The 13,673-nt window shown below is 52.5% G+C and carries 14 protein-coding genes; 6 read left to right on the top strand and 8 right to left on the bottom strand.

Features of this window, described 5'->3' with window-relative positions:
- Nucleotides 1–19: 19 nt before the first annotated feature.
- Entirely contained in the window at nt 20–1,585 is a 1,566-nt protein-coding gene (locus K5Y30_RS01345) for a TerC family protein (RefSeq protein WP_101764189.1), read from the bottom strand.
- A 511-nt stretch (nt 1,586–2,096) separates the two neighbouring features.
- Here K5Y30_RS01345 and manX point away from each other — a divergent pair.
- The 4 genes from manX (at nt 2,097) to K5Y30_RS01325 (ending at nt 5,338) form a co-directional block, all read left to right on the top strand.
- Nucleotides 2,097–3,068, top strand: coding sequence for a PTS mannose transporter subunit IIAB (gene manX, locus K5Y30_RS01340; RefSeq protein ID WP_222182319.1), 972 nt, complete (start codon nt 2,097–2,099; stop codon nt 3,066–3,068).
- A 58-nt stretch (nt 3,069–3,126) separates the two neighbouring features.
- Complete coding sequence (locus tag K5Y30_RS01335) at nt 3,127–3,927, top strand: PTS mannose/fructose/sorbose transporter subunit IIC (protein ID WP_064738889.1); 801 nt, start codon at nt 3,127–3,129, stop codon at nt 3,925–3,927.
- 14 nt (nt 3,928–3,941) lie between these two features.
- Nucleotides 3,942–4,787 (top strand): PTS mannose transporter subunit IID, encoded by an 846-nt coding sequence (locus tag K5Y30_RS01330; RefSeq protein WP_008110411.1) that lies wholly within the window; start codon nt 3,942–3,944, stop codon nt 4,785–4,787.
- 92 nt (nt 4,788–4,879) lie between these two features.
- Nucleotides 4,880–5,338 (top strand): DUF986 family protein, encoded by a 459-nt coding sequence (locus tag K5Y30_RS01325; protein ID WP_110866290.1) that lies wholly within the window; start codon nt 4,880–4,882, stop codon nt 5,336–5,338.
- Here the strand turns inward: K5Y30_RS01325 and rlmA are convergent.
- The 4 genes from rlmA to K5Y30_RS01305 all read right to left on the bottom strand — a co-directional run bounded on the left by rlmA (nt 5,335) and on the right by K5Y30_RS01305 (nt 7,609).
- Nucleotides 5,335–6,141, bottom strand: a complete 807-nt coding sequence (rlmA, locus tag K5Y30_RS01320; protein ID WP_222182321.1) for a 23S rRNA (guanine(745)-N(1))-methyltransferase — start codon at nt 6,139–6,141, stop codon at nt 5,335–5,337. The two genes, K5Y30_RS01325 and rlmA, sit on opposite strands and share 4 nt — an antisense overlap.
- Before the next feature lie 141 nt (nt 6,142–6,282).
- Nucleotides 6,283–6,492 (bottom strand): transcription antiterminator/RNA stability regulator CspE, encoded by a 210-nt coding sequence (cspE, locus tag K5Y30_RS01315; RefSeq protein WP_008110414.1) that lies wholly within the window; start codon nt 6,490–6,492, stop codon nt 6,283–6,285.
- 83 nt (nt 6,493–6,575) lie between these two features.
- Nucleotides 6,576–6,650: a DUF2627 domain-containing protein gene (locus tag K5Y30_RS01310; RefSeq protein WP_110866451.1), complete on the bottom strand. Its 75-nt coding sequence runs from the start codon at nt 6,648–6,650 to the stop codon at nt 6,576–6,578.
- A gap of 683 nt (nt 6,651–7,333) precedes the next feature.
- Nucleotides 7,334–7,609: a YebO family protein gene (locus K5Y30_RS01305; protein ID WP_222210317.1), complete on the bottom strand. Its 276-nt coding sequence runs from the start codon at nt 7,607–7,609 to the stop codon at nt 7,334–7,336.
- A 216-nt stretch (nt 7,610–7,825) separates the two neighbouring features.
- Here K5Y30_RS01305 and K5Y30_RS01300 point away from each other — a divergent pair, with 216 nt between their 5' ends.
- Nucleotides 7,826–8,062, top strand: a complete 237-nt coding sequence (locus K5Y30_RS01300; protein ID WP_008110416.1) for a YobH family protein — start codon at nt 7,826–7,828, stop codon at nt 8,060–8,062.
- 36 nt (nt 8,063–8,098) lie between these two features.
- On the opposite strand, the gene kdgR is transcribed toward K5Y30_RS01300, so the two are convergent.
- On the bottom strand, nt 8,099–8,890 hold the full coding sequence (kdgR, locus tag K5Y30_RS01295) for a DNA-binding transcriptional regulator KdgR (RefSeq protein WP_222210316.1): 792 nt from the start codon (nt 8,888–8,890) through the stop codon (nt 8,099–8,101).
- A 192-nt stretch (nt 8,891–9,082) separates the two neighbouring features.
- Here kdgR and K5Y30_RS01290 point away from each other — a divergent pair, with 192 nt between their 5' ends.
- Nucleotides 9,083–10,465, top strand: coding sequence for an MFS transporter (locus tag K5Y30_RS01290; RefSeq protein ID WP_222210315.1), 1,383 nt, complete (start codon nt 9,083–9,085; stop codon nt 10,463–10,465).
- Between the two features lie 47 nt (nt 10,466–10,512).
- Here the strand turns inward: K5Y30_RS01290 and htpX are convergent, their stop codons facing one another.
- On the bottom strand, nt 10,513–11,394 hold the full coding sequence (gene htpX / locus K5Y30_RS01285) for a protease HtpX (RefSeq protein WP_101764183.1): 882 nt from the start codon (nt 11,392–11,394) through the stop codon (nt 10,513–10,515).
- 220 nt (nt 11,395–11,614) lie between these two features.
- The gene (prc, locus tag K5Y30_RS01280; protein ID WP_110866293.1) at nt 11,615–13,654 is read right to left on the bottom strand and encodes a carboxy terminal-processing peptidase; all 2,040 of its coding nucleotides are present in this window, start codon (nt 13,652–13,654) and stop codon (nt 11,615–11,617) included.
- Nucleotides 13,655–13,673: the final 19 nt, after the last annotated feature.

Below are 13,673 nucleotides of genomic sequence, written 5' to 3'. Positions count from 1 at the left end.
TTTACTTCAGTCCGATGACTTACCCGGCGTGTTCTTCGTGATCGAATGGCTTATCTTTGGTGACGCGCACCAGATCGATACGATAATCGGTCGCCTCAATCACCTGGAAATGCAGCGGCGGCAAATCAATCACTTCGCCCGGCAGCGGCAGCTGACCTTTCTGTGCAATCAACAAACCGGCTAGCGAGGCGTGATCTTCATCGGCCTTCACCAACTCGTGATGATCCAGCAGCTGCTGCAGCGAGTGCAGATCGGTACCGCCTTTCACCAACCAACCGTCGCCATCGGCAATGATGTCTGGCGTTTCATCTTCATCCGGGAACTCACCGGCAATCGCTTCCAGCACGTCCAGCGGCGTGATTAAGCCCTGCACCACACCAAATTCGTTGGTGACAATTACGAAGCTACCTTTAGCACGGCGCAGTACGCCCAGCAGATTGATCGGGTCCAGGGTTTCCGGGACCACGATCGCCGGCGTGTTAGCGGCGAAGGTCGCCACATCCATTCCGTGTTCCAGCGCCACCAGCAGCTCTTTGGCACGCACCACGCCGATGATTTCATCCAGCTCACCGCGACATACCGGGAACAAGCTGTGTGGCGTATCAAGTAGCTGAATACGGATTTCATCCAGCGGACGCGAAACATCGACCCACGAAATGTTGCCGCGCGGCGTCATGATGCTGCGGATTGAACGCTGCGATAACGTCAATACGCCGTTAATCATGTAGCGCTCTTCGTCTTTAAACGCTTCCTGCGGCATCGCTTCGGTCAACGAGGTTTCTTCGGTTGTCGTCGCTTGCTTACGCTGGCGTCCGCCCATCAAACGCAGAATCGCTTCGGCGGTGCGTTCACGCATCGGGCGATGTTCCTGATGCTTAATAAAGTTACGGCGCGCAATCTGGTTAAACAGCTCGATGATGATCGAGAAGCCGATCGCGGCGTACAGGTAACCTTTGGGAATGTGGAAACCAAAGCCTTCGGCCACCAGCGACAAACCAATCATCAGCAGGAAGCTCAGACACAGCACCACCACCGTTGGGTGTTCATTCACAAAACGCGTCAGCGGTTTCGAGGCCAGCAGCATGACGCCCATGGCGATCACCACGGCGGTCATCATCACCGGCAGATGGTTGACCATACCGACCGCGGTAATCACCGCGTCGAGTGAGAACACCGCATCCAGCACCACAATCTGAATCACCACCGCCCAGAAACTGGCGTAGCTCTTATTGCCCTGATGTTCGAGCCCGCGGTTCTCAAGCCGCTCATGCAGTTCCATGGTTCCCTTGAATAACAGGAACAAACCACCAAACAACAGAATTAAATCTCGTCCGGAAAAGCTGAAATCGCCTACGCTGAATAGGGGCCGCGTCAGCGTCACGATCCAGGAGATCAGCGACAGCAAGCCAAGACGCATCACCAGGGCGAGCGACAAACCAATTAGACGGGCTTTATCGCGCTGCTTCGGCGGCAATTTGTCCGCGAGAATGGCGATAAACACCAGGTTATCAATGCCGAGAACAATTTCCAGCACGATCAGCGTGAGCAAACCCGCCCAAATTGAGGGGTCGAAGAGAAATTCCATCAATGACTCCTTACCGGACGTGAAGGCGCACGAAATTGAGTCTGCACCAGAGGGCGAGACGAGAGATCGTTACAGGCGGTGATAACGCTGAAGAGCGTGGAAGCGGGCGCGGAAAAGCGCTGAGAACATGTTGAGCGACGTCGGTGACGGTCCATAAAGGTGAGCTGAAGCCCGTTACTCCTGAATAAAAAACAGAACGCTAATGTATCAGTTACATCAACGACGTCAAAAAAATTTATTACATTTACAAATATCTACGTTAACGCAGGAATATCGAACAAAAGTGCACATTAGCACCGTTACGCGCGAAATAGCTGACAAACATCACATAATTTATTTTTTCGATCACTAAAATAAATCGCGACCTTATCGCTGTGCAGCGGATTGTTGCGTTTTATTTATTGATGCTTTTTCTCTATCACATCATTAACGATCCACCTGAAACACTAACGGTAATATTCAATGATTCCCGGCAATGCCAGAGAATCTCTCACGCGAACGGAGGTAGCAAGTGACCATTGCTATTGTAATTGGTACACATGGCTGGGCGGCAGAACAGTTGCTTAAAACAGCAGAGATGCTGTTGGGTGAGCAGGAAAATGTCGGATGGATTGATTTCGTTCCCGGCGAAAATGCAGAAACACTAATCGAAAAGTATCAGGCGCGGCTGGCCGATCTCGACACGTCAAAGGGCGTGTTGTTCCTGGTCGATACCTGGGGTGGCAGTCCATTTAATGCGGCCAGCCGCATTGTGGTGGATAAGGATGGCTATGATGTCATCGCTGGCGTCAACATCCCGATGCTGGTGGAAACCTTGATGGGACGTGATGACAACCCATCGCTGGAAGAACTGATTCACATCGCGGTAGAGGCCGGTCGTGAAGGCGTTAAAGCCCTCAAAACTGAAACGCCAGCGCAAGCCGCAGCTGCGCCTGCTCCGGTTGCAGCGAAAGCGCCTGCTCAGCCGCAAAAACCAATGGCTGCAGGCGATCACATGAAAATCGGCCTGGCACGTATTGATGACCGCTTGATTCACGGGCAAGTGGCCACGCGCTGGACCAAAGAGACCAACGTTACCCGCATCATCGTGGTGTCTGATGAAGTGGCTAACGATCATGTGCGCAAAACGCTGCTGACGCAGGTGGCCCCGCCGGGCGTTACCGCGCACGTGGTGGATATCGATAAGATGGTTCGCGTGTGGAACAACCCGAAATATGGCAATGACAAGGTGATGCTGCTGTTCACCAATCCCACCGATGTGGTGAGGATTGTCGAGCAAGGCGTGGACATTAAGTCGGTCAACATTGGCGGCATGGCGTTCCGTCAGGGCAAAACGCAGGTGAACAACGCGGTATCGGTGGATGAAAAAGATATCACGGCGTTCCGCAAACTTAATGAGCGCGGTATCGAACTGGAAGTACGTAAAGTGTCCAGCGATCAGCGACTGAAAATGATGGACCTGATCGCCAAGGTCAATCCGTAGTTCGCCCTTTGCCTGCATACGTGGGCGAATTTTAGAGACCTTGCAGAGGAGAAATGCAATGGAGATAACCACGCTACAAATCATTTTGATATTTATTGTGGCCTGTATTGCCGGGATGGGATCGATTCTTGATGAGTTCCAGTTCCACCGTCCGCTGGTGGCTTGTACCTTAATTGGTGCGGTCCTCGGTGATATGAAAACCGGTATCATCATCGGCGGTACGCTGGAGATGATTGCACTGGGCTGGATGAACATTGGTGCGGCAGTTGCACCGGATGCGGCGCTGGCTTCGATTATCTCAACCATTCTGGTTATTGCCGGTGGTCAAAGCGTGGGCGCCGGTATCGCGCTGGCGATTCCGCTGGCTGCGGCCGGTCAGGTTCTGACCATCATCGTGCGTACCATCACCGTGGCCTTCCAGCACGCCGCCGATAAGGCAGCCGAGAAAGGTAACCTGACGGCGATCAGCTGGATCCACGTTTCCGCGCTGGTACTGCAGGCGATGCGTATTGCCATCCCAGCACTGATCGTGGCGATTTCTGTCGGTACTCACGTGGTTCAGGAACTGCTGAACTCAATTCCAGACGTGGTCACCAACGGCCTGAACATCGCCGGCGGCATGATCGTGGTGGTGGGTTACGCGATGGTCATCAACATGATGCGCGCGGGCTACCTGATGCCGTTCTTCTACCTTGGCTTCGTTACTGCAGCCTTCACCAACTTTAACCTGGTTGCGCTTGGCGTGATTGGCGTGGTGATGGCGGTGCTGTATATCCAGCTGGCACCGAAATATAACCGCGTTGCAGGTGCTGCAACCAGCGGTCCTGCAAACAATGACCTCGATAACGAACTCGACTAGGAACAGGTGAAATCATGGTTGATACAACTAACACTCCAAAGAAACTCACCCCCGGCGATGTCCGCGGTGTGTTCCTGCGCTCTAACCTGTTTCAGGGTTCGTGGAACTTTGAACGTATGCAGGCGCTGGGTTTTTGCTACTCAATGGTGCCGGTGATTCGTCGCCTCTATCCAGAAAACAACGACGAACGTAAACAGGCGATTAAACGTCACCTCGAGTTCTTCAACACCCATCCTTACGTAGCGGCGCCGGTGCTGGGCGTTACCATGGCAATGGAAGAGCAGCGTGCCAACGGTGCGCCAATTGATGATGCGGCGATTAACGGCATCAAAGTGGGTCTGATGGGTCCGCTGGCTGGTGTAGGTGACCCGATCTTCTGGGGTACCGTGCGTCCGGTGTTTGCTGCGCTGGGTGCCGGTATCGCGATGAGCGGTAGCCTGCTGGGTCCATTGCTGTTCTTCATCCTGTTTAACGCTGTGCGTCTGTTAACGCGTTATTACGGTGTGGCTTATGGCTACCGTAAAGGCGTGGATATCGTCAGCGATATGGGCGGCGGTTTCCTGCAGAAACTGACGGAGGGCGCGTCGATTCTCGGCCTCTTTGTCATGGGGGCCTTGGTTAACAAGTGGACGCATGTGAATGTGCCGCTGGTGGTGTCGCGCATCACCGACCAAACTGGTAAAACCACGGTTACTACGGTGCAATCGATCCTCGATCAGCTGATGCCAGGCCTGATTCCGCTACTGCTGACTTTTGGCTGTATGTGGCTGCTGCGTCGTAAGGTGAATGCGTTGTGGATTATCGTCGGCTTCTTCGCCCTCGGTATCTTCGGTTACTGGATCGGCCTGCTCGGTCTGTAATCATCCCGCCGGGAGTCCTGCTCCCGGCTATTTTCGAGCGGCATTACCTGAGCGCCCACGTTGAGGTAATTTCGATTGAGGAAGAACACCTAATGTCACTGACTGACGCCCTGATCGCCCTGCTGATTGCAGGCTTCATTCTGTTCGCCATCTATGATGAAGCGATTCTGCCGCGCCGCAATGGCCCTACCAAACTGCGCGTCGCACTGCGCCGTCGCCATAAAATCGATAGCGCCATTTTTGTGGTGCTGCTGCTGATTCTGCTGTGGAACAACATTGATAAACATGGCACACAACTCACCACCAATTTGTTGATGGTGCTGTGCTTTATGGCGATTTGGCTATTCTGGGTGCGCAGCCCGAAGCTGTTGATGAAGGAAAATGGACTGTTTTTTGGCAGCGTGTGGATCGACTACGGTCGCATTCAGAGTATGAATCTATCTGAAGACGGCATTCTGGTGATGCAGCTGGAGCAGCGCCGCCTGCTGATTGCCGTCAAACAGCTTGATGACCTGGAACGAATCTACAATACGCTGGTTGAAGCGCGTTAATCGCGCTGCCATAACGTCAGCATGAAGTCGGCATCACAGTTAAACTCGCTGGATGCCGCCAGGTTCTGCCACACTTCTTCGCGCGCGCGCCAGGCAAATGGCGTCATCTGCAATAAGCTCACCGCCTCACTTCCGCTCAACGTCATGCTGTAAGTCAGGTTTTGTTGATCGACCTGCTTAAAGCCGGCATACACCTTCTCTTCCGCCGCGTGCAGCTGCACTTCGCGATAAATCAGCGCCTTGAATTGCTGCAAGTGATGCGGTCCCGGCGTCACCGTTAGCAGGTAGCCACCTGCTTTAATTACGCGGCTCAGCTCATCTTCATTGCAGGGCGCATAGATGCGCACCACGCCATCCAGAGAAGCATCGGCAAAAGGTAAACGCTGGCTGGACGCCACGCAAAATTTCACCTCGCGATAACGTTTTGCTGCCATGCGAATCGCCGCTTTCGCTACATCCAGCCCAAAGAGTTGCGCCTGCGGTAACGCATCTGCCATCGCCGCAGTGTAATAACCTTCTCCACATCCGATATCTAACAGCTGCGCACCTTGCTCACTCAGATGCTGCGCGAGGATCCCGGCGACACCCTCTTGCAACGGCTGATAGTGTCCGGCATCGAGAAAGGCGCGTCGTGCCTGCAGCATCTCGGCGCTATCGCCCGGTTCGCGCGAACCTTTGTGCTGCACCGGCAGTAAATTGACGTACCCTTCTTTCGCCTGATCAAACTGATGACCTGCATCACAGCGGAAGCTATTCGCCTGCTGCAATAAAGGCTGATGACAAAGTGGGCAAATCAAAGACATAGACAACTCCGGGTTAGCAATTCGCGGCGCAGTTTACCCTGATCATCTGGCTACAGAAAGAATAAAAGAAAAAGCCCCGTTCAGTGAACGGGGCTTTAGGATTCGTTTCAGTGGTGCATGGCACCGAGCCTGAGGGCGAAATCAGATTGGGGTAACGTTGACCGCAGCAGGACCTTTCTGGCCATCCTGGATTTCGAACTCAACGCTTTGGCCTTCGGCCAGAGTTTTAAAACCATTGCCCTGGATTGCAGAGAAGTGTACGAACACATCTTTGCTACCATCAGCAGGAGTAATAAAACCAAAACCTTTAGACTCGTTGAACCACTTAACCTGACCTTTAATCTTTGCCATTTCGCAAATTTCCTTTCAATGATTATATTGCCCGCAGGCAGACTTACAGATAAACCAGAGACATTACTGAATGAGGCACTAATTTAAGGTTCGGCAAGGAAGCGGTATTCAACGTCAACGTCTTTACTCGTAACTTCTTTACTGAAGATGCCATACATAAACAGAACTGTACCTCGTTTGACCTACGATTTGTTATCACATATCCGTAAATTAATGGCAAGCCATTTTTAAACGGTGATCGACGTGACGCACATAATTAGTTAATTGGCGCGGCACTTCATCAATCAACATATTGACACCCAACGCGGAAGGTGCGCAAAAAAGGGTTATCAGTCAGTATAGTTAGCGCCAGATTGCCGCTTAGTCAAGCGCAGCGGTAATGTCTATATTGGTACAATTTTAGGGGTTAACGGTACGACAAAAATATTGCACTAATATGGCATCAATAAAATATTCCACTGAAAACTTCGCTCGCGACACAACAACTGCGCGCCGTTCAAATCTTGTACAAATAATTTTCTCAGGTATAAGTTATTAATTGCTTTGCACCAAAATCAGGAGAAACCAATAATATGCGCCCCATATAAACGCATTAACATTAGGTGGCATTTATCTCAATTTTAACTATCTACCCAACAATTAAATGTTAAAAAGAACATTGAAGAGCTTGATTTAACAAAAACTCCTTAGGATAAATCTTAGTTGATATTCATTCGGGCAGGGATGGTTGCTATTCATACCTGGCTTAAAAGGGAATTTACTAGAAGCCATTATCCCGCCACGCACCATTTCAGTGCGCAGCGGTTGCCATAATGGCGATTATTTCACCCCTTTTAACGGCTTAACGTTCCGGGATCATCCGAATAAAATCGCGTTTATCATCCGCGTCTTCATCCGCTGGTGGTTTTGCTGTGGATGGCTGTGCGTCAACCAGACGGCGCAGGAGCGCATTCTGTTTCTTTTGCTCTTCGATAACGGCTTCCAGCAAACGAATCTGCTCACTGGCACGCACGCTTGCCCGGTTGACAAAGAACCAGACAATAAAGGCCACAAGAATGATGATGGCCAGAACGCCATAGTTAAACAGCGGGCTGGTGTTTGCGGCTAATTCGTTCATAACTGCCTCTATAGTCAAAAATCAAACATCTACTCCGCCGCTGATTCTACTCGCTGCCGACGCAAAAGATAATGGGTAGCGACGGAAAGCAGATTATCCCGCCTGCCCTCTCTTTCAGTTATCTCTGATCGATTAGATGGCTAAAGCGCGGCATGCTGCTACAGTAGATTCGCAGCAACGTTGGATGCGCTGCGTTGTGTATCACAAGGAGATAAGATGAAACTACTTATTCGGACGATTATGCTGGTGGCATTAATTTGGTTAGCGATGCTGCTGACCGGCTATGGCGTACTCACCGGCAGCAATAAGAATGCGGCGGGACTGGGGCTGCAATGCAGTTATCTGACCGCACGCGGTATGATTACGGCACAGTATCTGCACACAGACAGCGGTATCGTTGGCGTAACGGATTGTCCACTGCTGAAGAAAAGTGGCGAAGTGGTCGACAATTAAGCGTTGAAACGGGCTGGCAACAGCCCGTTTTTCATTTCAGAAAGGATAGTTGTGGTAGCCCATTTGTTCAGACAGATTGCGCGCCGCACGATGCAGCATCGCCACATACTCATTTTTGGCTTCTTCGGAAAAACGAATGGTGGGGAACGAGATGCTTAGCCCCGCAATCACCACGCCAAAACGGTCAAATACCGGCACCGCGATGCAACGTAAGCCCTCTTCCTGCTCTTCATTATCTTCGCCATATCCCTGCACTTTTACCTGATCCAACACCGCCAGCAACGCTTCTGCTGTGACAATGGTTTTCGCAGTACTGCGGCGGAATTCCACTTCGCTCAGGATCTCCTGCACTTCAGCGCGATCGCGCCATGCCAGCAGCACTTTACCAATCGCGGTGGTGTGCAGTGGATTGCGGCGGCCGATGCGCGAATACATACGCAGGTTATAAAGAGAATCGATTTTATGGATGTAGACGATGCTGTCTTCTTCCAGCGCGCCGAGGTGAATGGTTTCTTTAGTCAGACGCGACAGCTCACGCATCTCAATATCGGCGCTACGAATCAGATCGACGTTCTGCAACGCTTTGGCGCCGAGTTCGAACAGCTTGAGCGTCAGCGAGTATTTCTCACTTTCTCCTTCCTGCGCCACATAGCCAAGCGATTTCATGGTCTGTAAAAAGCGATAAACGGTACTTTTTGACATCATCACGCGTTGGGACAATTCGGTGATGCCGTGATCGCGCTCTTCGCCCAGCGCCTGCAGAATGCCAAACACTTTCATCACTGATGAAACCGAGTCTGGCTGTTTATCATTATCACTGCTCGCCATGGCGCGTATCCTTTTTGACAGTGTTTCAAAAAAAACGGAACAGAAGCGCCAGTATATGCGTTTCAGCCTGATGGCGGCAACGACTGACGCTAAGTGACACATCCACACGTAATTTTATGTCAATGAATGCGGTGCTTTTCGGCAGCGAATTGATTAGCATGATGATATTCACTCTCTTTACTTACTTTACTTATGCCTTCTACTGTTGCCCAGGATGGATTACCCCTTCCACAGCGCTATGGCGCGATCATCACCATTGCGCTCGGTATTATGATGGCGGTGCTGGATGGAGCTATCGCCAACGTGGCCTTACCAACAATTGCGCGTGAATTGAATGCCAGCCCAGCCGAATCGATCTGGATTGTTAACGCCTACCAAATCGCCATCGTTATTTCGCTGCTATCGCTGTCGTTTCTCGGCGATATGCTCGGCTACCGCCGCGTCTATCAGGTTGGACTCGCGCTGTTTATCGCTACCTCACTGTTTTGCGCCCTCTCCTCATCGTTGAATACGCTGACCGTGGCGCGTGTGCTGCAAGGCTTTGGTGGTGCCGCATTGATGAGCGTTAACACGGCGCTTATCCGTATCATCTATCCACAGCGCTTCCTCGGGCGCGGTATGGCGATCAATTCGCTGATTGTTGCGGTCTCCAGCGCGGCCGGTCCAACCGTAGCGGCGGCGATCCTGTCTGTTGCCAGCTGGAAATGGCTGTTTCTGATCAACATTCCACTCGGCATTGTTGCGCTGTGGTTGGCGTTGCGTTTCCTGCCGGATAACACCCAGAAAGCCAAACAACAGAAATTCGACGTGCCAAGCGCCGTGATGAATGCGCTGTTCTTTGGCCTGCTCATATCTGCACTGAGCGGTTTCTCGCAGGGACAAAACGGCTGGCTGATTGTGGCCGAATTGGTAGCATTGGTGTTGGTGGGCATTGTTTTCGTTCGTCGCCAGTTAGCGATGCCGGTGCCATTGCTGCCGGTGGACTTGCTGCGCATTCCGATCTTTTCGCTGTCGATCGGCACCTCAATTTGCTCATTCTGCGCGCAGATGCTGGCGATGGTGGCGTTGCCGTTCTTCCTGCAAAATGTGCTGGGCCGGGATGAAGTGGCAACCGGCTTGCTGCTCACGCCGTGGCCGCTGGCAACTATGGTGATGGCACCCATTGCAGGTCGCCTTATCGAGAAGTTCCATGCCGGATTATTAGGCGGATTGGGATTAGCGATGTTCGCTGCCGGGCTATTCCTGCTGGCGCTTTTACCGACGCAGCCAACTGACGTGGATATCATCTGGCGCATGATGCTGTGCGGTGCCGGTTTCGGCCTGTTCCAGTCGCCTAACAATCACACCATCATCACCGCAGCACCGCGTAATCGCAGCGGTGGTGCCAGCGGAATGCTGGGTACCGCGCGTCTGGTGGGACAAAGCAGCGGCGCGGCGCTAGTGGCGCTAATGTTTAATCTGTTTAACGACAGCGGTACACACGCCTCACTGCTGTTAGCGGGTAGCTTTGCCAGCGTCGCTGCCTTGGTGAGCCTGGCGCGCATGACGCAGTCACGGCAGGCAGCCGAATCTTAGAAACAGCAAGGGCGCCATCTGGCGCCCTTTTTTCTGTCTATTACCGACTACTTCAGGTATTCACCGCTACGCAGCGCTTCGATACGTTTATCGAGCGGCGGATGCGACATGAACAGCTCGCTCAACGATTTGTTTTTACCATTGATGCAAAACGCCATCATGCTGCTTGGCTCCTGCGGCTCGTAGCTGGTTTTCAGACGCTGCAGTGCGGCAATCATCTTCTCGCGACCAACCAGTTTGGCAGAACCCGCATCGGCGTGGAATTCACGGTGACGTGAGAACCACATGGTGATGATGCTGGCGAGGAAGCCGAACAGCAGTTCTAACACCATCGATACCGCGAAATAGACCATCGGGTTTCCGTTGCTGCTCTCTTCACCGTCGCGGTTACCCGACAGGAAGCCGGAAGCGATCTGCGCCAAAATGCGCGAGATGAAGATCACAAAGGTGTTCACCACACCCTGAATCAGCGTCATGGTGATCATGTCACCATTGGCGATATGGGCGATTTCGTGCGCCAGCACCGCTTCTGCTTCATCACGGCTCATGTTTTGCAACAGGCCGGTGGAAACAGCGACCAGCGACGCGTCACGTCGTGCGCCTGTCGCAAAGGCGTTAATGTCGGGCGCGTGATAAATCGCCACCTGCGGCATCGCAATGCCAGCCTGTTGTGCCTGGCGGCCGACGGTATCCATCAGCCAGCGTTCCGTCTCATTACGCGGTTGTTCAATGACTTCACCGCCAACGGATCGTAACGCCATCCATTTAGACATCAGCAGTGAAACAAACGCACCGCCAAAGCCAAACAGACCTGCCATAATCATCAGACCCATAACACTGCTTGACTGGATTCCTGTCAGACTCAAAATCAGTCCGAATACCAACATCACCGCCAGGTTGGTGAGCAGGAAAAGAGCAATACGCATCATAAACGTTAATCTTCCTCAGTTGTGCACGCGCATATGCGCGGATATCTATCCTATGGTCATCGCCGCGCATTTCAAGCAACCTTAATCTTTAAGTGCCTAAAAAGACATAACTTTACATTAGGCAGTGAAGTGCGCAACTCGCTGCATCAGCGGCGCTTAACAACGATTTTAGCGTAAAAAAAAGCACCGCCGAAGCGGTGCTATTTCACAAGCCAGACGGTTACTTCGCGCTTGCGGCAGCAGGCTGAGATTTCTCCAGCTGCGCCATATCGTTAGCGATTTTCACCGTTTCATCCAGATACGGATCCGGCTCTTTATAGTCTTTCGGCAGATCTTCGATGCTCTTCAGCGGCGCTTTACCTTCCGCCTGATAGCGCGCGTTAATGCGCTCCAGACGCAGTGCATCATCTTCGCGGTTCTCTTTCTCACGCTGGGCAAGATTGAGCGACACGATATTACGCTTGTCTTTCATCGCATCGAAACGCGCAATATCTTTCATGATGTACTGGAACTCGCGATCTTTAGCGATGCGATCGGCGTGCTCTTTGGTCAGCTGCGGTACCAGCGGCGCGATATCGCCGGTTTTGGTGTAGCTTGCCGCATTCACACTGTCCCAAGGCAGCGCGTTGTCCTCGAACTTCTCGCCGGTTTCTGCCGCTTCAACGCCGGTTGGCATCAGCAGATCTGGCGTTACGCCTTTACGCTGCGTGCTGCCACCGTTAATGCGGTAGAACTTCTGAATGGTGTACTGTACAGAACCCAGCGCTGGCCACTCTGGACGCAGCATCTGATCGTAGATACGGTTCAGCGAACGATACTGTTGCACGGTGCCTTTACCGAAGGTCGGCTCACCGACAATCAGCGCACGGCCGTAATCCTGCATCGCCGCAGCGAAGATCTCAGAAGCCGAAGCACTGAAGCGATCGACCAGCACCACCAGCGGACCTTTGTAATAGACGATGCCGTCGTTATCGCTGTCTTCACGCACGCGGCCATTGTTATCACGCACCTGCACCACCGGACCGCTTGGAATAAACAGGCCCGAAAGTGAAACGGCTTCGGTCAACGCGCCACCGCCGTTGGTACGCAGATCGATCACCACGCTGTCGACGTTTTGCTTCTGCAGCTTCTGCAGCTGCACCTTCACATCGTCAGTCAAACCAACGTAGAAGCCAGGAATGTCGAGAACGCCAACTTTCTGTTTGCCGACGTTATGCACGGTGCCTTTCACAGCGCGATCTTCCAGACGGATTTTTTCACGCGTCAGCGTGACGGTGCGGGTTTTAGTGCCCTTGCCCGCTGGCAGGATTTCGAGGCGTACTTTGCTGCCTTTCGGTCCTTTGATTTTAGAAACCACATCATCCAGACGCCAGCCAATCACATCTTCCATCGGTTTGCCCGGCTGTGCGACACCGACAATGCGGTCGCCCACGCTGATCGCTTTACTCTTCGCCGCCGGACCACCTGCGACCATCGAGTTGATCACCGTGTAATCGTCATCCATCTGCAGCACTGCGCCGATACCTTCCAGCGACAGGCTCATTTCGGTGTTGAATTGCTCGGTGTTGCGCGGCGAAAGATAGTTGGTGTGCGGGTCGATTTCATGCGCGAACGCGGTCATCGCCAGCTGGAACACATCTTCACTGTTGCTTTGCGCCAGACGACGGATGGCAAAGTTGTAACGCTTGGTCAGCGTTTCGCGGATCTCTTTCTCATCTTTACCGGCCAGTTTCAGGCTCAGTTCGTCATATTTAACTTTGGCATCCCACAGCGCGTTGAGCTCATCGACGCTCTTTGGCCATGGCGATTTTGCCCGGTCAATGTCAATGGTGTCATTGCCGGTGAAATTCATTGGGCGATTCAGCACGCTCAGCGCATATTGATAGCGCTCAAAGCGGCGTTTCTGCGCCAGATTGTAGAGATCGTAAAACACATCCAGCTTACCGCTGCGGAACTCATCACCCACGGTGGTTTTCTTATCGGCGAATTGCGCGATATCCGATGCCAGCAAAACGTTATGGCTGTAGTCGAGCAGATTCAGGTAGCGATCAAAAATTTTCGCGGAGAAGTCCTGATTCAAATCGAACTGACGATAGTGAGAGCGGGTGAAACGCGAGGTAACGCGTTCGCTGACGGTGGGATGCTGTGGCTCTTCGTGTAGCTGGGGAATCTGGTCGGCGCGGGTAATATTATCTGCACCAAAGGTGGGGCCTGCTAAAAGCAGGCCCGCGATCATACCGATCTTTAAAATGTTGTTCATGCCAGGGTCAGCCTCCGTT

The organism is Pantoea sp. DY-5 (assembly GCF_019795955.1).
In the GTDB taxonomy this organism is placed as follows: Bacteria; Pseudomonadota; Gammaproteobacteria; order Enterobacterales; family Enterobacteriaceae; genus Pantoea; species Pantoea leporis.
Note: the sequence above shows the minus strand (reverse complement) of the source record. Positions and strands in the feature narration are given on the sequence as shown.